This is a genomic window from Bradyrhizobium sp. C-145, assembly GCF_023375135.1.
Taxonomy (GTDB): domain Bacteria; phylum Pseudomonadota; class Alphaproteobacteria; order Rhizobiales; family Xanthobacteraceae; genus Bradyrhizobium; species Bradyrhizobium zhanjiangense.
Genome location: NZ_CP088150.1, coordinates 1293446 through 1315228 on the forward strand (window position 1 = coordinate 1293446; position 21783 = coordinate 1315228).

General features: G+C 61.7%; 12 protein-coding genes and 5 pseudogenes. 8 read left to right on the top strand and 9 right to left on the bottom strand.

From position 1 onward, the window contains the following. Window positions 1-133: 133 nt before the first annotated feature. Window positions 134-1060, top strand: coding sequence for a zincin-like metallopeptidase domain-containing protein (locus tag LRP30_RS06145; RefSeq protein ID WP_249759682.1), 927 nt, complete (start codon window positions 134-136; stop codon window positions 1058-1060). A 56-nt stretch (window positions 1061-1116) separates the two neighbouring features. Here the strand turns inward: LRP30_RS06145 and LRP30_RS06150 are convergent, their stop codons facing one another. From LRP30_RS06150 to LRP30_RS06160, 3 genes and pseudogenes are all read right to left on the bottom strand, one after another. Continuing rightward, a complete protein-coding gene (locus tag LRP30_RS06150) occupies window positions 1117-1506 on the bottom strand; it encodes a response regulator (RefSeq protein ID WP_249759683.1) in 390 nt (129 codons plus the stop codon). A 317-nt stretch (window positions 1507-1823) separates the two neighbouring features. Then, complete coding sequence (locus LRP30_RS06155) at window positions 1824-4157, bottom strand: AI-2E family transporter (RefSeq protein ID WP_249759684.1); 2334 nt, start codon at window positions 4155-4157, stop codon at window positions 1824-1826. Between the two features lie 348 nt (window positions 4158-4505). Beyond that, a pseudogene (locus LRP30_RS06160) lies at window positions 4506-4948 on the bottom strand (transposase); the annotation flags it as partial. A 241-nt stretch (window positions 4949-5189) separates the two neighbouring features. On the opposite strand from LRP30_RS06160, the gene LRP30_RS06165 reads away from it, so the two are divergent. Beyond that, entirely contained in the window at window positions 5190-5519 is a 330-nt protein-coding gene (locus LRP30_RS06165; RefSeq protein ID WP_249759685.1) for a hypothetical protein, read from the top strand. A 381-nt stretch (window positions 5520-5900) separates the two neighbouring features. Further along, window positions 5901-6104: a CsbD family protein gene (locus LRP30_RS06170; protein ID WP_249759686.1), complete on the top strand. Its 204-nt coding sequence runs from the start codon at window positions 5901-5903 to the stop codon at window positions 6102-6104. A 235-nt stretch (window positions 6105-6339) separates the two neighbouring features. Here the strand turns inward: LRP30_RS06170 and LRP30_RS06175 are convergent. The 6 genes and pseudogenes from LRP30_RS06175 to LRP30_RS06200 form a co-directional block, all read right to left on the bottom strand. After that, window positions 6340-7267 (bottom strand): annotated as a pseudogene (locus LRP30_RS06175) (hypothetical protein). Window positions 7268-7420: 153 nt separating this feature from the next. Further along, window positions 7421-7916, bottom strand: a pseudogene (locus tag LRP30_RS06180) (ferritin-like domain-containing protein). A 445-nt stretch (window positions 7917-8361) separates the two neighbouring features. Beyond that, the gene (locus LRP30_RS06185; protein ID WP_249759687.1) at window positions 8362-10164 is read right to left on the bottom strand and encodes a PAS domain S-box protein; all 1803 of its coding nucleotides are present in this window, start codon (window positions 10162-10164) and stop codon (window positions 8362-8364) included. Window positions 10165-10284: 120 nt separating this feature from the next. Next, on the bottom strand, window positions 10285-10713 hold the full coding sequence (locus tag LRP30_RS06190) for a cupin domain-containing protein (RefSeq protein WP_249759688.1): 429 nt from the start codon (window positions 10711-10713) through the stop codon (window positions 10285-10287). 323 nt (window positions 10714-11036) lie between these two features. Continuing rightward, window positions 11037-11615 carry a cupin domain-containing protein gene (locus tag LRP30_RS06195; RefSeq protein ID WP_249759689.1) on the bottom strand — a complete coding sequence of 193 codons (579 nt, stop codon included), beginning with the start codon at window positions 11613-11615 and terminating at the stop codon, window positions 11037-11039. Then, window positions 11612-12226, bottom strand: a complete 615-nt coding sequence (locus tag LRP30_RS06200; RefSeq protein ID WP_249759690.1) for a sigma-70 family RNA polymerase sigma factor — start codon at window positions 12224-12226, stop codon at window positions 11612-11614. The genes LRP30_RS06195 and LRP30_RS06200 overlap by 4 nt, the downstream gene beginning before the upstream one ends. Window positions 12227-13030: 804 nt before the next feature. On the opposite strand from LRP30_RS06200, the pseudogene LRP30_RS06205 reads away from it, so the two are divergent. The 5 genes and pseudogenes from LRP30_RS06205 to LRP30_RS06230 form a co-directional block, all read left to right on the top strand. After that, window positions 13031-13613, top strand: a pseudogene (locus LRP30_RS06205) (site-specific integrase); the annotation flags it as partial. A 1375-nt stretch (window positions 13614-14988) separates the two neighbouring features. Beyond that, window positions 14989-15597 carry a carbonic anhydrase gene (locus LRP30_RS06215; protein ID WP_249759691.1) on the top strand — a complete coding sequence of 203 codons (609 nt, stop codon included), beginning with the start codon at window positions 14989-14991 and terminating at the stop codon, window positions 15595-15597. Between the two features lie 307 nt (window positions 15598-15904). Continuing rightward, window positions 15905-16201, top strand: a pseudogene (locus LRP30_RS06220) (zincin-like metallopeptidase domain-containing protein); the annotation flags it as partial. 94 nt (window positions 16202-16295) lie between these two features. Next, window positions 16296-20618, top strand: coding sequence for a strawberry notch-like NTP hydrolase domain-containing protein (locus LRP30_RS06225; protein ID WP_249759692.1), 4323 nt, complete (start codon window positions 16296-16298; stop codon window positions 20616-20618). Continuing rightward, on the top strand, window positions 20618-21679 hold the full coding sequence (locus LRP30_RS06230; protein ID WP_249759693.1) for a toprim domain-containing protein: 1062 nt from the start codon (window positions 20618-20620) through the stop codon (window positions 21677-21679). The genes LRP30_RS06225 and LRP30_RS06230 overlap by 1 nt, the downstream gene beginning before the upstream one ends. Window positions 21680-21783: the final 104 nt, after the last annotated feature.

A 21783-nucleotide genomic window follows, 5' to 3' on the forward strand; every position in this document is an offset into this window, starting at 1 on the left:
TTTGTGGCAGACGCTGCCGACCCGTCAACCCTGTTCCGCACCAGCGACCGAGAACAGGGTGTGACGGGTCGGCCTGCCGCGTCTGCCCCTGATGCCTCGCCCTCGACGGAGAGGGCGAGCACAGGAGACACCCATGAGCACGGATCGCAACCGCCCGACCCAAGCCAGCAAGGATATCTACGAGCGCGTCACCAACCAGATCATCGCCGCCATCGAGGCCGGCGCCGGCGAGTACCGGATGCCCTGGCACCACGACGGATCATCCATCACGACGCCCGTCAATGTCGCCTCACGCAAGGCTTATCGCGGCGTCAACGTCATCGCGCTCTGGGCTGCTGCGCAAGAGAGCGGTTATCCCAGCGGCACCTGGGGCACGTATCGCCAATGGCACGAACTTGGCGCTCAGGTTCGCAAGGGCGAGCGCGGCCAACTGGTGGTGTTCTGGAAGCAGCCCGATCGCGACACTGATCGTCAGGACGGCGATGAGGATCGCGACGAACCGGCACGGCGCATGTTCGCCCGCGGCTACACGGTCTTCAATTGCGCGCAGGTTGACAACTACACGCCGCCTGATATGCCGGTGTTGCCGGAGACCGAACGCATCGCACACGCCGAGCGCTTCTGTGCCGCCCTCGGCATCGATATTCGGCACGGCGGCTCGCAGCCGTGCTACATGCCATCCAAGGACATCGTGGAGATGCCGGCGTTCGCCAGCTTTCGCGACGCCATCGCCTACTACGCCGTCTTGCTCCACGAGTGCGGGCACGCCTCCGGCGCCAAGCATCGCCTCGATCGCGATCTCACCGGACGGTTCGGCTCGGCCGCCTATGCCATGGAGGAATGCACCGTCGAGTTGCTCAGCGCCATGATCTGCGCCGACCTCAATCTCAGCGTCGAGCCGCGACCGGATCACGCCCGCTATATCGCCTCCTGGGTCGACGTGCTGCGCTCCGACAAGCGCGCCATCTTCACGGCCGCGAGCAAAGCGCAGCAGATTGCCGATTGGATGCACGCCCAGCAGGGCAACGCCCATCAAGACGACGACAGGGGCGCCGCGTAGGCGTGACGAACCAACGGGTGGCATTCGAATGAAAGAGGCCGCCAACTGCGGCGGCCTTACGTTGTCGGCGCCGACCCGACGTTGAGGAGATTCGACAGAGCGGTGACCAACTGCGTTGGTGCAAAGGGCTTCGAGATGAGGATACTATTAGGAACGCCGTGCGCGGTCCATTCTGCGGCCGAATAGGCTGTTATGTAGATGACCGGAAAGCCAGCTTCTTTTTCCCTGATGCGCCGTGCGACTTCCCAACCGTTCAAGCCGTCACCCAAGTTCACGTCGGTGATCAGCGCCTTGTAAGTTTTAGCGTTGTCCATAAAGCTGGCCAGCGCAGTGTCTCCTGACGGGAAACTGTCGCCAGCAAAGCCGGCGCCGGTCAGTATCTCCTCCACCTCGCGCCGCAGAAGATACTCGTCCTCGACGACGAGGATTAAAGGCACCTCGTTCACGCTCCCTCCAACGCGCATGGAATCACACGCCCTCAACTGGAGAAACAGACGTTCGGTTTTCAATTGTCCAAGAGTGAACATAGCGAGTTAGGATACCGCTGACGTTAAACTAGGACATGGAGGATCAATACGCACAACCGGCCGCCGTGAGAACGGATTGGCAACTCGAGAACCTTTCCTGAACTCAACCGATACCGACCGAATGTTTGTTGGGAGTCACTTGCGCTGGAATGGTGGTACGTTCATCGCACTGTTTTGACAGGGTAGCCTCGTCGGGAAATGTCACCTTTGGATTGGCGTAGGCTACGGGGCACCGGCTACCCGACTGTTGCCGATGAGGCAGCAGGCGCAGATTTCACCGACGCTTCGTCCTCCGCATCACTCGTTGTAATGGTGGCTACGACATCGGCGGCCATTGTCTCAAGCAACTGAACCTCGTTTTCCTCCATCGTGCGGGGTTTGGAGTCGAGAACGCATAACGCTCCAATTATCAGACCGTCGCCTGCACGTAGCGGAGCGCCGGCGTAAAAGCGTACGTTCCATTGCTCGATCGCTTTGTTGTCGGCAAAGCGCGGGTCGCGCTCGATATCCGAAACCACCAGCGTCTCGTCGTTGGCTACTACGTAGTTGCAAATCGCGTGTTCGCGCTCCATCGGTAGCAGCGTGCCTGTATCGTCGGTGATGGCATCTGGCAATTTCCCGCTTTGTCCGACGAAGTATTCGTGGTCCTTATCGATCGTGGTGATCACGGCAACGCTGGTGTTGAATACGTCGGCCGCACGTTTGGCGAGTGCATCCAGCGCTTCACGCTTATCACCTTCCAGGACCCCGGTCGCCTTGAGTGCGTCGACACGCTCTGCGTCGTTGTCCGGCACAGGGGCTTGCTGAGCTGCCTTGGCTTCATCGGGGTCGATGATGCGGTGGATGCGACGAACCGCCTCCTTGACCGAACTCACGACAGCATCGGCTTTGAGCGCCGCAAGGGATTCGTCGGTCAACAGCTCCGGCGGAGCCTTCCATAGCGCAAGGACGATTCGCAAATTCGGCCATCGTCTTCGCAGACGCCGGCAGGCGTGGCGAGCGGAGATGGCTGGATTCGGCGTAAAGTAACTGAGGCAGACAATGTCCGCGCCCTTCAGGTCGAGCTTGGCCAGATAATCGGCATTGAAGCTTGCAGCGGGTTGGGAAGCTGCGGCGATCCCTTCGAAAGCGAGCGCATGGGCGAGCATCTCGCCGGCGAGGGCATCGATCTCCCATTTCCCTCCGATGCACAGCACCGTTGGCTTTCCCTCCGGACTGAGGGAAGAGGGGTATTCATCTCTCAGATCGTCGAGGAGCGTATCCATTCCGCTTGCCAGGCGCAAGCGATGCTCGGCGCTGGCATTCTGGAGATACTCCTCGCTTGCGAGACCAAGGACCTCGATGCCGATTGCATCGTAGAATGATACGACCGAAGACCTCTCGATCTCGGTGCTCGCGATCTCGACAGCTTCGTCGGCATCATTTGCAATCAGCCGCTGATAGATGCGGGCCGGAACATCCAGTGCGGGCGTCGAGCCTAGCATGGTTTCGAGGAAGCGCAGTTGTGGCAGGTTACGCCCGAGGACTAGCAGACAAACCGTGAGAGGGGTGGAGAGGATGAGCCCCACGGGACCCCAAAGCGCTGTCCACAATATTGCCGCGGCGATCAGCGCGATTGCCGACAGGCCGGTGCTGGAACCATAGAGCAGCGGCTCGACAATATTGTTGCTTGTCAATTCGAGGACGACAATCAGCGCAACTGTCCAAAGCAACATGCTCCAGCCGCTATCGACGGCAAAGGCGAGCGCGATTGGAAAGATCGCAGCAATCAGTGGGCCGATATAGGGGACGAACCGCATGACCGCGCCCACGGCGCCCCATAGCAAGGCACCGGGTACGCCGATGATCCAGAGGCCGGCAGCTAGCGGTATTGCGTAACTGACGTTTACGAGCAACTGCATCAGAAGGTATCGGCTGATACGTGCTCCAGCTTCCTGAATCGTATCGGTCGAGCGATGGAAGCTGCCTCCCAAAAGCCGTAGAAACCGGTCGCGAAGATCACCGATATCAAGCAGCGCTAGAAAGACGAAGATCAAGATGATGCCGACGGTGGCCAGAGGTTCCGCTGAACGCACAAGCCAGGAAAATACCTGCTCGAACGGCGTTTGCGGTGTGGGAACGATCTCGACGCGCTGTGGGAGGGGACCATCCGCAGGTCTATCTTCTTTTGCCTCGACCTCCTTCTGGACGCGTTCAAACGTTTTCAAAACGCCGTCGAACAAGCCCGGTGCTTTGAGATTCTGACGCAGATCCGACAGCTTCGTCAGTATTGTCGATTGATAGGCCGGCAATTCGACCGCGATCGAACGGACCTGGGCGCCGAGAATGACGCCTAGTCCCACCAGCGCGCACACAACGGTCACCATGACGAGGCTTGTCGCGAGCAGTCTGGGCAGGCCTCGCCGGACAAACCAGATAACCGGCGGGTTCAGCGCGAAAGTGATCAGGAAGGCGATCGCGAGCGGAATGAGTATATCTCGGCCGTAATGCAGGCCAGCAAGGAGGATCGCGGCCGTGACCAAGGCGGCCGCAATTTTCACAATATCCAGATCGCGAGTCGTGGCCGGCAATCCGCGAACCCGACCTGATCGAGACGTTGGGGCTGTAGGCAAGTTAAGCATTTTGCTCCGCCTCACACGAAACGTGGACGGGCTCGGCAAGTTCCCTTGTGCTGTTCGTCCCGCGAGTCGGCGACAAATCGTCGACCTCACATGCGACTCGACCACGCGCGTTCCGCAAGATAGCGATCGAATCGACAAGTTCCGCGCCGGGCAGCCAACTGGCGGGGTATGCCTTCAGAAATCCGACAGCTTACGCTTGGTGCGATAGTGGCAACGACCAGTGACGCTTCCCTGCGATCGAGGCGGCATCCTGCCAAGAGCGAGGCCAGTGGAGCTTCTCGCGCAATGTTGCTGAGAATACAAATACGGCCAGTCGCCTTCGATCGGGCGGGCGAGGAAAGCCTTCACCTTGTCGTCGATCGCAACGCAGAGCCGGCCCACTTGGCTCTTACAGATCCGGCTCATTCCATCGCCTGCACCGGATCGTCGACCGAGCGGGTCGAGACGATCACGGCGGTCAGCGCCTTCTCGGCCATCCGCGGCGGCTCCAGGAAACCCGCGAAGTAGGAACCCTTGCGAAGCCTGGACGCCGCAGTTCGACCGCGCCGGCGTGGGTCTCCGAAGGTCCGGTCACGGTAGCCGTTGCGCTGCGTCAGACGCTCCTGGCTCTTCTCGCCGTAGGACGCTCCGGTCAGCCCGGCGACCTCCAGCTCCATCAGTCACTGGGCGGCAAAGCCGATCATCTATCGTAGCAGGTCGGCGTCTAGGGCCTTCTCCACGAGCGCGCGAAGGTTCATCATCTCGTCGGCATCGGTGGTTCCTCGAATCAGGTTGGTGTCAGCAACCCGGCCCTACCGGCGAATTGCCGGTGACCACCGCAAAGCCGCCCGGCCGTTATGGCGCTATTGGAGAGCGCGCGGGCGGACCGTTTCGAAGGCTATCGTTTCTTCTAGTGTTCGCTGCAGGAGATCGGCAGAACCAGAGTTCGCTGGCGCGAGAACGCAAGGAGGCGCGACGTGAGCGCGGCGGTGCGCTGGGTCCATGATGCGCCATATCGCGCGCCCGGCGCATACGCGCGAGGTCCATCTCTTCTGGCGGACGAGCGAGCTGTCGGCCGATGGTGTCGACGCCACCCATGATGACGGTCAGCAGATTCTTGAAATCGTGTGCCACACCGCCGGTAAGCTGTCTCACGACTTCAATCTTCGACCTTGCCAGAGCGCTTCCTTCGTTTTCATGCCCTGCGCGACTTCTTCCGCGACTCGGTCTTCCGGGTGCGTTCAGTTCGCGAAGAGCGCCGCTCGCGGCGGTGGCCTTGCGCCGGGCGTCGAGCAACTCCCGGTTCATAGCGCCGCCGGTCGACGGCGTTAAAAACAGTGATCCGGGTGAAGCGCAGGCCGCCGCGCCCGCCGCGCCTCTCGGCTGCATTGACAAGTACCGGTAAGCGATTCTTTGAGGCACGACGATCTCGATCGCTATTTCATTGAAGTGGCCCTGCATCCGCGGAGCGAACTGCCGTGGTAGATGCGGCCGGATCGAAGCTGGCGTCAGCAAACGGCCGATCGAGCGCATCCACCCGCTGCCAGGCTATTCGACGGTCAGGCTGCATGTCTACGGGGCGCTCTGTCGAGCTATTCAAATCGCTCACAACGTTCATCCTGGCCGAAAAGCGGAGCGAGCGATCGAACGCAAGCGCCTCTCTCGCGTTGTCAATCGGCAATAAACCTTCGAACCGAACCATAGGAGCGAGCGATGGACTGGAACCGAGTTGAGGGAAATTGGAAGCAGGTCAAGGGTAAGGTAAAAGAAAAGTGGGGTCAGCTCACGGACGACGATCTCGATCAGATCGCGGGTCGCCAGGACCAACTTGAGGGCAAGATCCAAGAGCGTTATGGAGTCGCGAAGGATCAAGTTCGCCACGATATCGAGGAATGGTACGGCTCGCAGAAGTGGTGACGCTCACTAGTTCCAAGCTGTCTGCATACCCGGCCACAGAGGTGAGTGGGCTGCGCGCGACAAGCTCTCGGGCGCAGCCCCGATCTCGCCGCAAAATCCTCCTCGGCAGGCTCAGCCCGCGGCCGTGCCTCCGCCATTCCCGCCGTATGAGTCGGCTTTCGTCGCTGCCAAACTAGGCAAGATGATCGGCCGATAAGCCTGGCCTGCCCTCGCGGGCCGGCCCGCTTGACCGCTCTTAACGACGCGCCGTGAGATAGGTCGCTTCGTCATCGTCACGCTGTCTGCCACCCAGCGCGGCGGCCACACTGGCGATGAACGCTCCAATGATCAGGGATAGAGCTCCGAGCAGCGCGAAGGTTGCGCTAGCCTTTCGTGCCTCGTCGGCCGCTTGCCGCGCCTTGACCTTGGCGGCTTGCACTTGCGCCAGCACGGCATCGACGCGGGCTGTCGCTTCGGGCTGCGGTAATCCTGTGCGCGCCGCAACAAGCCGCCCAAGATAAGCCTTGTCGTCGGCAGACACTTCACTCGCCGCGGCGCTTGCGATCAAGATGCGAGAGGCCTGCGCGGCCGCAGCGGCGTCGCCTTCAGCACCCGGCGCCGACAGACGGGCGGGATCGGTTGGTCGGAGCAGCGCGTCGACGAAATAGGACATCGCATTCGACGCTCCTTCCGACCCGGTATTGCCGGTCGCAGTCGTGCCGGCGGAAGCGCCCATGGCCGCACCGGATGCGACGGTCGAGTGCTGCCTGGACGCCTCTGCCGACCATAGCGGATAGGGCGGAGCCAAGTACCGCTGCCACCAACAGCGTTGCGAGCGCCCACACCAAGAAGCCATGCGCGGTATCCCGAAAGAAGGTCTCATCCGCGTGGATGCCGACCCATTTGGTGCGCAGGCGCCCGGACAGATAGCGACCCGCGCCCGAGGATAACCATTGAACGACAATCAGCCAAATTGCGGTGGAGACGGCGAAGGTCGTGACACTCGCGCCCTCGTTCGACCACGGGGACACCATCGTCAGGCCAAGGCCGGAGCCCAGGAGCATCAGAATCAGCGTGAGCGTTGACGCAGCAAACGCGCCAGCAACAATCGGTCCCCAGCTGACAGCCGACGGCGACGATTCGGTTGAAGCCATAGTGTCTGTTGCAGATTGGGTTGTTGCCATGGCTTCGTCTTACCGCATGAACAGCGCGAGCAGGATGATGATCGGAATGGGAACACCCAACAGCCAGAGCAGAATGCCACGACCCATGATGATCTCCTTTCGAATGATATTTGCTGAAGAGAAAGCCACCGGCGTTGCCGGGTGGCTTCGAGTTCAGGCAGCTTTCGCCAATTCGTTGGCGGATGCGTCCGCCAACTCCGTCAGCGCCTCGTCCGTGTTGGATTCTTGCTCCAGCGTCTCGTCGAGCAGCTTGACGGCGTCTTTCAAGCGCAGAACCTCCGCCCATCGCTTGAGCGTGCCGTAGCGCGTGATCTCGTAGTGCTCGACCGCCTGCGCGGAAGAAATCAGTCCGGCGTCGATCGCGGGCGTACCCTTGAAGCTTTCGATGATCTCCTCGCCCTCGGCGATGATTCCTTCGATTGCGTCGCAGGTCTTGCCTTGGGCCCGCTTGCCCATCAGTTCGAACACCTGCTGCAGGCGGTCGATCTGGCCTTCTGTCTCGTCCTTGTGCTTTTCGAATGCCACCTTCAGCTCAGGCGATGAAGCGGCGCGGGCCATCTTCGGAAGGGCTTTCAGGATCTTTCTTTCCGCGTAGTAGGTCCTTGAGCGTGTCGTGGAAGAGGTCCTCCAGTGTCTTTTCTTTCGTCATGGAATGTTCCCTTGTGCGCGGCGATTTACGCTGTTGTGAGAGTCGCTCATCTATCAAGCGTGCTGCTACAGAAAGGTTCCTGACTCGTCGTTCAAGCGGGCCGATTCCTTTCCAGCACTAAGACGTTTCTGATCGAAAGCCTGCATTTGGAATAGGGCGCCAGTCGGGTCTCGGAATCGAAAGGCGGCCACGACTAACCGTCGCCGGCCCAAGTGCCGCGCGGAAACGCTCAGGAGATGTGGCTTCCGCCAACCGATCGTGGATACATCGGGAGTATCGCCACTTCGACGCCGACGGTCGGAAACGGCAAGCCCGGATATGCTGTATAATCTACCGCATAGCGCTCCTAACTAAGGGATACGAGTCCTTCCGAATGAAGGATTGACTTCTCGTAACCATTACTGATCTCGCTCGTGAACGGCGACATTTCAGTCCTGCTCGGCGATCACTCGCGCAATTTGGCCCGTGGCACGGTCAGCCGAATCTCCAGTCCATTGCTCGTGAAGTCCCGAGAAAAACTGCCGTTAAGGGCGGTGGTTGCTGCCCGTGCGAGGCAACTGCCGAAACCTTCACGCGCCGATTCTCCCGCAGGCGAAACCACTCCAGCTTCACGCCAGGTAATGCAAAAGTCATGCTCCCGTTCAAAGCATTCGATCCGCACTTGGCCGCATGGATCTACCAGAGCTCCATATTTGAGCGCGTTTGTCGCGAACTCATGAAGGAGCAAAGCAAGGTTCGTAACGGCGCTACGCCCGAGTTGAATGTCCGGGCCAGATACGGCAATCCGGCGTTCGGACGTCCCCTCATGATCATAAGGCTCTGTCACCTCGGCCATGAGCGTATGAAGGGTCGCAATCTGGGGAGCGTCGGTCTCTGCCCCTGATAGCGTCAACGAATGGGCTCGACTAAGCGCCAAGAACTTGCCCCGGAGGTCAGAGACCAGATCCGGAACGGACGTGGCGTCGCGAGCGCTCAGATTGACTAGGCCTCCGGCCAACGCGAAGAGGTTTTTCACGCGGTGATTCATCTCCCCGAGCAACAGATTCTTCTGCTCCTCGGCGCGCCGCCGGTCCGAAATATCCCGTGCAATCTTCGAAGCGCCAACGACCTTCCCGCTCGAATCCAGTATGGGTGAGACTGACAGCGAGATGTCAACGAGACTGCCGTCCTTCCTCCGGCGGATCGTCTCGTAGTGCTCAATGCGTTCGCCGCGCCGAATGCGACTGAGAATTGCCGGCTCTTCGTCCTGCCGATCGCACGGGATGAGGATCGTCACGGGCTTGCCAATGACTTCATGCTCACAATACCCGAAGAGGCGTTGGGCGCCGCCATTCCAGCTGGTGATGATGCCGTTTGTGTCCTTGGAGATGATCGCATCGTCGGAAGATTCAACGATTGCAGCCAATCGCTGGCTGGCGAGCTCAGCCGATTTGCGCCCACCAATGTTCACGAGCATGTTTACAGCGCCAACCAGCTCGCCGACTTCGTCAAACAGGGGCGTCGGGTAGGCGAGGAACGGGATGCGTGTTCCATCGGGTCGCTCCGCCGCTGCCTCTTGGCCATTGATTGCTCTTCGCTCCTTCAGGGCGACCGCCATGGGACATTGATCATGCGGAAGCAGCGTTCCATCGGGCCAGTAGAGCTTCCACGAGCCGCAAAACTCACTGCGGTGTAGCTCGGGCCGCACCCCCCATAGCTCGGCGGCGGTTTCGTTGTAGAAGGTGATCCTGCCTTCCTGGTCGGTCGTGTAGATCGCCGCCGGAAGAGACTTCAGGATCGCCTCGAGATCCGCCACATGATCGGCTGCTTGTCCACGGTCCCGACCTGGGAATCCGCAGTCACGGAAGACGCTTACCGCGCCCGTCACTCGGCCGCGGACATTCCGCAGTACCTCGACATTCACCAGCGCCATAATGCGGCTGCCATCGGGACGTTCGATCTGGATACGTTCATCCCGGAAGCCTCGACCGGTCGCAAGGGCGATGGCCATGGGACATTCCGCGGACGGGATATGCGTGCCGCCCAGGTCTAGCAGGCGGTACGAACCGCAGAACCGTTCGGCGTGCTCGCCCAGCCGCGGTTTGCGCCCCCACAAAGCGGCGGCCGCACGATTGTAGCGAAGGATAAAGCCGGCAGCGTCGCAAGCGTATACGCCAATAGGAAGACTATCCAATAAAACGCCATCGTCGAGCTCATCGGGTAGCGAGCTCACAAAATTAAACGAACGTGCCGTATCAAGCGTGGACATCTCTTCCTCCGTGTCAGCTTATGCAAGCGTTACAATTGCCGGGAGGCGTCTGCTTCTCTTGAGAGGAGGCAGAGGCTTGCCCGGCCAGGTTAGTCTGACGAGCAGCGGTGTTCGGCATGTTCAGCACAGGACGTCCTTGGTGCTGGTGACGAGAACGCAGGTGCAGCCGGTTTCGCTCCAGACGCGTTGATCGCTCGCTCCTGGGGCACCGTAGTTGTAGTCGCCCGGCGAGAGCTTGCGTTCGTCGATCCACAGTTCGCCGTCGAGAAGATGCAACTCTTCCGCGCCGGCATGGGTATGTGCTGGGTAGCTCGCACCAGGCGCGAGACGCACCAGCATGCTGACCCGGTGTCTCTCAATGTCTGTCGCAAGCAGCTTGCAATCGATCCCTGGTGCGACCTGCTGCCATTGCGGCTCGGACCGCTGCCGCGGCGACGGCGGCACGGGCGGCCTGCCGGTCTCCTCGGCAATACGAAGCGCCAGGCGCGCCTGCAGCGATGCGGAGGGACGCAGCACATCGGTGGGCCAGGAGACCAAACGGTCGACCACCGGACGCAGTGCCTCGAGTTCCCGCTGGCAGTCCGGGCACGAGGCGACGTGGGCTTCGGCCGTGGCAATCTCGCTCGCAGGCAGGGCCTGCAGTGCGTAGGCACACGTCCTCTCGCTCTGTCGGCACCGGATCGGGCTCGGGCTCATATGCGCAATACGTCAGACGCAAACTTCTGGATTGGCCCGAATGCCGGCGGATCGAGAAAAATAGGAGAGTTCCGTCTGACCGGAGGCAGACGCGAGGGGGTTTCGCGCGGGCGGTTCGGCGGCGCCCAGCGCGAGTAATCGATCGCCGTATCAGCGCATCACGCGCCCGAGAGAACTCAGCGAAGCATATCCTTGGTGCTGGTGACGAGAACGCAGGTGCAGCCCGTCTCGCTCCAGACGCGTTGATCGCTCGCTCCCGGGGCGCCGTAGTTGTAGTCGCCCGGCGAGAGCTTGCGCTCGTCGATCCACAGCTCGCCGTGGAGAAGATGTAACTCCTCCACGCCAGCATGGGTGTGCGCCGGGTAGCTCGCACCAGGCGCGAGACGCACCAGCATGCTGACCCGGTGTCTCTCGATATCTGTGGCGAGCAGCTTGCATTCGATCCCTGGCGCGACCTGCTCCCAATCCGGCTCGAACCGCTGCCGCGGCGGCGGTGACACGGGCTGCCTGCCGGTCTCCTTGGCGATACGAAGCGCCAGGCGCGCCTGCAGCGATGCGGAGGGACGCAGCACATCGGTGGGCCAGGAGACCAAACGGTCGACCACCGGACGCAGTGCCTCGAGTTCCCGCTGGCAGTCCGGGCACGAGGCGATGTGGGCTTCGGCCGTGGCAATCTCGCTCGCAGGCAGGACCTGCAGTGCGTAGGCACACGTCATCTCGCTCTGTGGGCATTGCTTGCGATCGGATGCACTCATAGCTCGCCCCCTCCCGCGTTCAACGCGCGCCGCAGCTTGTGGAGTCCCGAGCGAATTCGCGTCTTGATGGTGCCGAGCGGCTGGTTCAGCCGTGCCGCGGCTTCTGCATGGGTAAGGCCGGCGAAGAAAGTCGTTTCGATCGCCAAACGCTCGTCCGGCGTGAGCATCGCCAATGCCGCGCGAAGGGACTTCTCCTGTTCGCGCAGCTCAAGGACATCGCACGGATCCGCAGCCACCTCGGCCAGCGGCTGCGGATCCCCGCTACGCTTCTTCCGGCTATCGAAGCGCAGGCGGTCGATAGCGCGCGAGCGCGCCTGGTTCATGATCCAACCGAGCACCGTGCCTTTCTCGGCATCGTAATCCGACGCGCGCCGCCATACATCGTGGAATACGTCGACGGTAAGTTCTTCGGCGGTCTCCCGATTGGCAGTGATACGCATCGCCAAAGTGAAAACGACGCGATGGGCCATCGCATAGAGCTCATGAAGTGCGAATTGATCGCCGCCAGCAATCGATTGAACGAGCGTCACCCAGTCCTGCTCCGGCACCGAAGCTTCGGACTTCGCGTACAACACGTCCCCCAGTGTTGCTGGTGGTTTTTTCTCTGTCATGCCGGTTCGCCGTTCATGTCAGCGGGGCCGCCGCTAACCAAGATATAGCAATATGCTCCGCCTGTCGATGCAATGCAGGATGAGCAGCTGGTTCAGCGCTTTAGGCCGCGAGCGTTTTCAACTGGGGCGGCCGGGTGCGGGGTCTCCGAGGCGTTATGATCGGTTGCGAGGTGGGTCGGCTGCGGGTCGCGCCAATTGCTTTGTCTCTTACGCGGCCGTTATCGATAGCTGCTCTTATAAGCGGGCCGTAGCACCGTCAGCCAGAACGAGCATTAACTACGGATTTTGGTCTCCTAACCGTCAACGCGGGACCATCCCGTGCGGTTCTGGATCCCGGAGGCGGGATAACGGGGGCCTTCTTGAAGCGCACAGTCCTTGAGCCATATTGGCGGGCGCGCTCCCACTAACGAGCTGAAGGCGGGTAGAAATGAGCCACGACCGGCACCGCGAAGTAGCCGCGATCGTCGCTACCGGCGGCGATGGAAATAGCGAGCGTCATCGTCTGCGCCACAGGCATTGACGGTATTCTTCACGCGGCCGCGCGAAGCACAGCATGATCGATGAAGAAAGCAATCGACCGATCGTTGTCGATAGTCAGTAAGGACATCGACGACTGGTACGGTTCGCAGAGTTGGTAAAAAACGCGCCCCCGCCAGTATTTCCTAAAAGCCCCGCTACGGCGGGCTTTTTTGAATCGTCCACGCTCAGTGGCTGAGCCTTGGTGTAGGCCACGTCCGTATACGGAATTTTCCGGGTGATTTCCGACCTTCTGGGGTCGGAGTACGAGATAATGGGACGTGGTCTGCTCTTACCGGCTGCCGTCGCAGCGAGATCATCGGCCTCAAGTGGTCTGAGGTGGATACCGAGGCGAGCTGTCTGCATCTAGAGGACAGCAAAGAGGGCGCTTCAATTCGGCCGATCGGACTCGCCGTGGTCGAGTTTATGGATGCCCGGAGCCGAGAGAAAGTCGGGTCCTACGTCTTTCCCGGGTACGGGGACGACAATGCCTTTGGCAGTTTCCCAAACCATTGGGAGCAACTATTTAGAAAGTCGCCGCTCCCGGATATCACCCCACACGTGCTGCGTCACAGCTTCGCTAGTATCGCGAACGATCTCGGCTTCACTGAGGTTACGATCGCAGCGCTGGTCGGACACGCGAAGGGGTCAGTCACCAGCAAATACATCCACACGCTCGACACGGCGCTCATCATGGCTGCAGATACGATCTCAGGCTACATTCAAGGGCTCTTAGATGGCATCAAATTTCAAGCAGACCGCGTATGCGTTGGATCGCGATTCGAGGAAGGCTGCCTTGGCTCGTTTCCTGAGTGAGGCTGTTGGCGAAGCGCTCACAGAAGCCGACCAGGTGCAGCTCCTCGCGGCCTAGTAGGGGGCGTGAAACTCATTGATCGCCTGCGCTCGCAAGGCTCATAACCTTGAGGTCGCTGGTTCAAATTCAGCTCCCGCAACCAAGTTCAAAAATCATTCGGCTTCTCCTGCCCCAATCAGCGGAGAACCATTTTATAAGGATTGTGAAAGTGAAACCCAGTCCTGTTCGCGTATACCTGCCTGAACGGTATATCTCATCATCAGCCGATGAGCTTTCGTAGTCCACACGATAAACGGCTGAAAGCGCTTTTTGAGCACGGGGGGCGATCCCATTGCTGAGGCCATCGAAAGGCGAGGGCGCCCTTTTCTGTTCATCACGGGCTATGGGCAGCAGCATCTTCCCTCCTTGTTCCGCAGAAGACCAGTGCTGGAGAAGCCAGTCTCAATCCCTAAACTACGGGAAACGATCAATTCCCTCCTGACGACGGATGAAAGTGATCAGTAAAACGGCGTGGCGAACTTATTCAGTCCCGCGTGGATAACGTGAGATGCACGGCCATCATTTGCCGATTCTCAAATAGACCCCCCGCAGACTGCACGAGGATTAACACCGCCGGTGTCTCTAAGGTGTCCTCGGTGAGGTGGACCCGGTGATGAGTAACTGAGAGACAGCAGTCACCAGTTGTGCCAAGGCAAATGGCTTCTGCAGAAGGACGCTGCTCGGGACACCTTCCGAAGGCCATTCATTACCAGCGCCTGCGGTCATGTACACGACCGGCAAATCCGAGGCGATCCTCCTCGCCTTCCGAGCCGCTTCCCAACTGTTCATGCTGCCGCTCCGGTAAATATCGATCACAAGCGCCCGGTAGTCCGCCTGCCCACTTTGAAGCAGGGTCACCGCCTCATGGGCGGATGTCACATTGCCGGCTGGTAACCGCCTTCCGTCAGGGCATCACGGACGAGCTCCTGGATCGTCTCGTCATTCCCCTGGCATCGTTCACAGTCAGCATTCGCAGTCGGGCACGGGCCGTAGGGGGCCTCGCGCATCGGGGTGCGCGAGGCCGGTGAACGTCTTTGGCCGAGCCAAAGCCTCCGGCCGTTCACTCCTGACAAGTACTCTTCGATCATGATATTTTGCGGATCGTGAACGATATCGTAGAGTCTGTGAACCGTGGGAAGCAGCTGAAGGGTATAGGCGCTTAGCGTGATTACTTTGACCCATCCTTTCATCAACGATCCCAAGTATTGGCACGAGCGAGCTGAGGAGCTTCGCTCCATCACGAAACTCCTGGATGACACAGAAGCCAAACGGCAAATGCGTGCCATTGCTGCGAGCTATGATCGTCTCGCTGATCATATGCAACAGCGGTCTAAAGAGACCAAAGTGGTGAAGCGAGCGCGGCATCAACAGTAACCAAGGAGTCGACCATCTCATGCTCGATCAGCTGAAGCAAAACAACCGCGCTTGGGCCGAGGGCAAGCTCGCTGTCGATCCCGGCTTCTTCAAGAGGCTGGTGGGGCAGCAGAGGCCCGAATATCTGTGGATCGGCTGCTCCGATAGCCGGGTACCCGCGAACGAGATCGTGGGGCTGGACCCCGGCGAGATGTTTGTTCACCGCAACGTCGCCAACCTCGCCCCGCCCCAGGATGCGAATTATCTGTCGGTGCTGCAGTTCGCCGTCGACGTGCTCAAGGTGAAGCACGTGCTGGTCGTCGGCCACTATGGCTGCGGAGGCATAGCCGCTGCAGTGGATGGCGAGCGCCGGGGCCTCGTCGACCACTGGCTCCATCCGATCCGCGAAGTCGCCCACGACCACAAGGACGAGCTCGCCGCCTACACCGACGACCGAGAGCGGCTAAACCGGCTCTGCGAGCTCAACGTCATCCGCCAGGTTAGGAACGTCGCGTCCGACGTCTTCGTTCAGGATGCTTGGGCGCGCGGCCAGCCATTGGCGGTACATGGCTGGGTCTATTCGCTGTCGAGCGGGCTCATCACCGATCTGAATGTGACCGTGACCGGCGGGCCGGCATCGCCCGGATGACAAGCGATTCAGGCGTCATTCGGGTAGGAGTGGTGAACGCTCGCGCACTGCCATCCGTCACCTCTTGCGTCAGCTCGGCCGATCGAGCACCAGCCCGGGGGGCGAAACTGTCGGGGACCTGAAGCTCGCTGCTCTCTCGTTCGGCGAGGACGTCGCCGAGCTGCCCTGCTGTGCCGGTTGAACGACCGCCAAGGTGCCTCGGCAATTCGCAAGTCTGTCTCACGCGCCGAGATCGCCCGGAAGCCCGCGGTTTTTCAGGAAAACGCTACCGAAAAATCTCACTGAGACGACTTGACTGTTCAGATAAGTCGCCGAGATGGCGGGTGCGTTCGTCTGCGCCTCACTTGGAATCGTGCCGACCGTGCGCCATGCCGATTATATCGGCTCCTGGCTGGAGGTGTTGCGTGAGGACAACCGCGCCGTTGTGCGGGCGGCGAGCGCGGTATCGAAGGCTGCGGACTTCTTGCTCGGCTTTCTGCAACGGCCGATCCGCAACAGCTCGACGCGGCTGAGTGACGTGACAGGGCGGGATGGCTGCGGCCGTCCGGCAGTCGTTGGGGGACCGGTGCTCAGCGCCGGTCCCCTTTTTATTTGCGATGGCTGAGAGGGAGAGACGGGCCGGGAGGCGTTTGAATCGCTGTGGTCTTGGAGAGCGCCCGGCGGTTCGACCCGTTCCTGCTCTCCTGAGAAATCCAGCCATGACCGAATCTCTCGCCGGCGGCGCCGCCGCCGCGCCGCTCTCGATGCGTGCCGCTGCAAGTCTAACCACTGCGGCCGTCAAAGCCGCGCGACAGCTCCTGGCCGATCTCGAAGGCGGCCGTCGCATCGATGCCGCCGTTCTGCGTAGCGCCATGGAGGCTGCCTTCGGCGCCTCGGACGCGGCCGGTGCCTGGAACTGGAAGACTGCCTATGACGTCTGCGAGGCGGCAACCGTTCTGTTCCTTCGCAAGTTCGGCCCGGCTATGCGCGCCAAGGCTGGCTCGACCGCCGCGATGCTGCCGATGCTCGCGCGAATGGCTAGTCTTCTGCCGACTCATACGCGGCGCTCCGAGGACAGTCAGGCGTTTCAGCAATTCTCGACGCCGATCCCGCTCGGGCTGGTCGCATGCACCGCAGCCGCCATTACGCCGGCCGATCTCGTGCTCGAGCCCTGCGCAGGAACCGGTTTGCTCGCCATCTTTGCTGAACTCGCCGGCGATGCTCTGACGCTGAACGAGCTGGCGGAGGCTCGCTCGGAGCTCCTCGACCAACTGTTCGCCAACGTTGAGATCAAGCGGTTCGACGCCGCTCAAATCGATGACCACCTCGATGCGAGTGTCAGATCTACCGTCGTCCTGATGAACCCGCCGTTCTCGGCGCTTGCGAATGTCGATCGACGGATGGCGGACGCGGCTCTCCGCCACATCGCTTCAGCCCTGGCACGCCTTTGCGACGGCGGGCGCCTCGTCGCCATCGTCGGCGCGAGCCTGGCGCCGGATAACCCGGCATGGCGAGATGCCTTTGTTCGTCTCCAGGAACGCGGGCGGGTGGTGTTTTCCGCCGCCATCGACGGCGCTGTTTACGCCAAGCACGGAACGCAGATCGACACGCGGCTGCTTGTGATCGACAAGGTGTCCGCCGCAGATCCGAAGATCTTTCCCGCCTCACTGGGGACGGCGGGCCATGTCGCCACCTTGCTTGACTGGGTGACGCAGCAGGTGCCTCCGAGGTTGCCAGTCGCTTCGCCGGTCGCGGTCGACGCCATCAGGCGCCCTGCAATATCACGATCGGCCGGCGCCTCTGGGCCACGTCCATCGTCCGCTTCAAGTGGGGTAGTGCCCGACAGCGTAGAACTGATCTACGAGACGGTCGAATGGTCGCCGCCGGAAGGCGCTCGACTGACCGATGCGCTTTATGAGAAATACGGATTGCAGTCGATCTGTATTCCCGGAACGTGCGCACATCCGACCAAGCTCGTGCAGTCCGCGGCGATGGTTTCCGTTGCGCCGCCGAGGCCGTCCTATCGCCCCCATTTGCCTTCGCGTATCGCGGCAGATGGAGTTCTGTCGGACGCCCAGATCGAAAGCATCATCTGTGCCGGCGAAGCGCATTCCGAATATCTCGCAGGCTCCTGGACGGTGGATGCGACCTTCGACGTTGTGGCTGCCGCGCGCGACGACGCCGAGAACGCCGTCCGCTTTCGTCGCGGCTGGTTCTTGGGCGATGGCACCGGCGCGGGCAAGGGGCGGCAGGTCGCCGGTATCCTGATCGACAACTGGCTCAAGGACCGCCGGCGGGCGGTGTGGGTCAGCAAATCCGATAAGCTGATCGAGGACGCGCAGCGCGACTGGTCCGCGCTCGGCATGGAGCGGCTTCTCGTCACGCCGCTATCTCATTTCCGCCAGGGCACGCCGGTTCGGCTCGCGGAAGGCGTCCTATTTACCACCTATGCCACGCTACGCACCGACGAGCGTGGCAAAAAGCTTTCGCGTGTCAGGCAGATCGTTGAGTGGTTGGGCTCCGATTTCGACGGAGTGATCGTCTTAGACGAGAGCCACGCCATGCAGAACGCGGTTGGCGGCAAGGGCGAGCGAGGCGATCAGGCGGCCTCACAGCAGGGGCGTGCGGGCCTTCGGCTCCAGCACGCCTTGCCGAATGCTCGCGTGGTTTATGTGTCGGCGACGGGCGCCACCACGGTCCACAACCTCGCTTATGCACAATGCCTCGGTCTTTGGGGCGGCTCCGACTTCCCGTTCGCCACGCGTGCCGAGTTCGTCGAAGCGATCGAGGAGGGTGGGGTCGCGGCCATGGAGGTGCTGGCGCGCGACCTCAAGGCGCTCGGCCTCCACGCGGCCCGCTCGCTTTCTTACGAGGGCGTCGCGTACGAGCTCGTCGAGCACCAGCTTACGCCGGAGCAGGTTCGCATCTACGACGCCTATGCAGATGCGTTCGGCATCATTCACAACAATCTCGATGCCGCGATGCGGGCGGCCAACATCACGGGCGCAACCGGAACGCTGAACGGGCAGGCAAAATCCGCGGCGCGATCCGCCTTCGAAAGTGCAAAACAGCGCTTCTTCGGCCATCTCCTGACTTCAATGAAGACGCCCTCGCTAATCCGCTCGATCGACCGCGATCTCGAAGCTGGTCATGCCGCCGTGATCCAGATCGTGTCGACGGGGGAAGCGCTGATGGAGCGCCGGCTCGCCGAAATCCCGACTGAGGAATGGGGCGACGTCCAGGTCGACATCACCCCGCGCGAATATGTCCTCGACTATCTCGTCCATTCCTTCCCGGTCCAGCTTTATGAGCCCTTGACTGATTCGGAGGGTAATCTCTGCTCCCGGCCCGTCTATCGCGATGGCCAGCCGGTCGAGAGCCGCGAAGCCGTCGTACGCCGCGGTCGCCTCATCGAAAAACTCGCCTCGCTGCCGCCCGTGCCAGGGGCATTGGATCAGGTCATCCAGCGTTTCGGCACTGACATCGTCGCCGAAGTAACTGGTCGCTCGCGCCGCATCGTTCGCAAGGACGACCGGCTGGTGGTCGAAAATCGCGCTGGCTCGGCGAACCTCGCGGAGACCGCGGCCTTCATGGATGACGTCAAGCGCATCCTCGTGTTCTCCGACGCCGGCGGCACGGGAAGGAGCTACCACGCCGAACTGTCGGCCCGGAATCGCCGGTTGCGGGTCCATTACCTGCTCGAGCCCGGCTGGAAGGCCGACGCCGCGATCCAGGGGCTTGGCCGGACCAACCGGACCAACCAGGCGCAGCCGCCGCTGTTCCGGCCCATCGCGACCGACGTGAAGGCCGAAAAGCGCTTTCTCAGCACCATTGCCCGCCGGCTCGACACACTGGGGGCCATCACACGCGGCCAGCGCCAGACCGGAGGGCAGGGCCTGTTCCGGCGCGAGGACAATCTGGAAAGCCAGTACGGGCGCGATGCCTTGCGTCAACTCTACACGTTGCTCGTGCGAGGCAAGGTCGACGGCTGCTCGCTTCAGAGGTTCGAAGAATCGACCGGCCTGAAGCTGACAGACTCCAATGGGCTCAGGGGCGACCTGCCGCCGATCACGACCTTCCTGAACAGGTTGCTTGCGCTCACCATCGACCTGCAGAATATCTTGTTCACCGCTTTCGAGCACCTCCTGACCGCTCGGATCGAGGGGGCGGTTGCGTCGGGCACCTTCGACGTGGGGCTGGAAACGCTCCGCGCTGAGAGCTTTGTCGTCACCGACCGGCGGACGATCCATGTCCATCCGGGCACTGGCGCCGAGACCCGCCTGATCACGATCACCCAGCGCCAGCGCAACCATCCTGTGGGTCTGGACGACGCTTTCGATCGTCTCTCCGAGCGTCATGCCGTCCTGCTGATTAACGAGCGCTCGGGACGAGCCGCTGTGCAGGTCCCGGCGGCGAGCGTCATGCTCGACGACGGCGAGATCGAGCGGCGCGTCAGCCTGATCCGTCCGATGGAGCAGCACCGGGTCCCCTTGACCATGATGGCGGAGAGCCATTGGATCGAAGCGGACCGTGAACGCTTCGCCGCGGCCTGGTTGGCGGAGCTTGCCGAAGTCCCCGAGTTCGCGGAAAGCACGATCCACGTCGTGGCGGGCCTGCTGCTCCCCATCTGGAAGCGGCTGCCGAACGAATCGACCCGCGTCTATAGGCTTCAGACCCATGCGGGCGAGCGCATCATCGGCCGCAAGGTCTCGGCAGTCTGGGTCGCAAACGTCCTTGCGGCGGACGCGCCTTCGCTGGCGCCGGATGCCGCCTTTGCCGCTCTGGTGGAAGGACGGGCCGTCCTTGAGCTGGCGGAGGGACTCCAGCTTCGCCGTGTCCGGGTGATGGGTGCATATCGCATCGAGCTGTCGGGATTCAACGATACGATGCGTGATCGACTGCGAGCTTATGGTCTGTTTGGGGAGCTCATCTCCTGGAAGCTGCGCATGTTCGTGCCCACGGACGGGAGCGGCGCTCAGATCTTGTCGAAGGTGCTCGACAGCTACCCGGTCGCGCGCGTTGGTGGGCGGGAGGCCGCGTGATGCCCCGCGATGCCTCCGAACTGGCAGGCCGCCTCGCGCGCGAGGCCGAGGCGGTGTGCCGACACTACCTCTCCAATGGCAAGCGGGCAGGGCGGTACTGGATGGTCGGCGACGTCCACAACACTCCGGGCCGCTCACTGTTCGTGCGGCTGCAGGAATCGCCGAAGGGCCCCGCCGGCAAATGGACCGATGCCGCGACCGGCGAGCACGGCGATCTCCTCGACATCATTCGCGAAAGCCTGGCGTTGCGAGACTTTCGCGAGGTCGCCGAGGAGGCGAGGCGGTTTCTGAAGCAGCCTCGTCCCGAGCCGCAGCAGGCTCCGAAACCCGTTCGTTCAGAAGTGCCGGCCGGATCACGAGAAGCGGCTCGTCGGCTCTTTGCGATGTCCAGCCCGATTAAAGGGACGGTAGCCGAGACGTACTTGCAGCGTCGCGGAATAGCCAACGTCCACCATGGTGGCAGCCTCCGCTTCCATCCTCGTTGCTACTATCGGCCGGACGAGCATCTACCGACCGAAACCTGGCCGGCGATGATTGCCTCTGTCACGGACCTCAAGGGACGGATGACTGGTGTGCACCGCACCTGGCTCGATCCAGACGGTTTTGATCGCATACGGTTCGGAAAGGCTCCTATCGACACGCCACGGCGGGCCATGGGCGACCTGCTCGGCAACGCCGTTCGCTTCGGTGTGGTGGACGACGTGCTTGCGGCCGGCGAGGGGATCGAGACCATGCTGTCGCTGCGCTACGTGCTGCCGACTTTGCCCATGACCGCTGCACTCTCGGCCAATCACCTCTCTGCAATGTTGCTGCCCTCTGGCCTGCGTCGTCTCTATATCGCCCGCGATGCCGACGCCGCTGGCGATGCCGTACAGGCTATTCTCACCCAGCGCGCGGCAGACGCCGGCGTTGAAGCGATTGCATTGTCGCCTCGGCTTGGTGACTTCAACGAAGATCTGCACATCTTCGGGCTTGAGCCCCTCCGAGCAGCGTTGCGGGTTCAACTCGTGCCAGAAGACGTCGTTCGCTTCCTGCATTCGTCGACGGTAGCTGCGGAGTAGCTCCGGTGTTCGATCGACGTTCATCGGTCGGCTATCGCGAGACCACTGCCGGAAGAGGACGCGACCACGGCCTTCTAGAGGGCGATCGGACGGCAGGCGGCTCG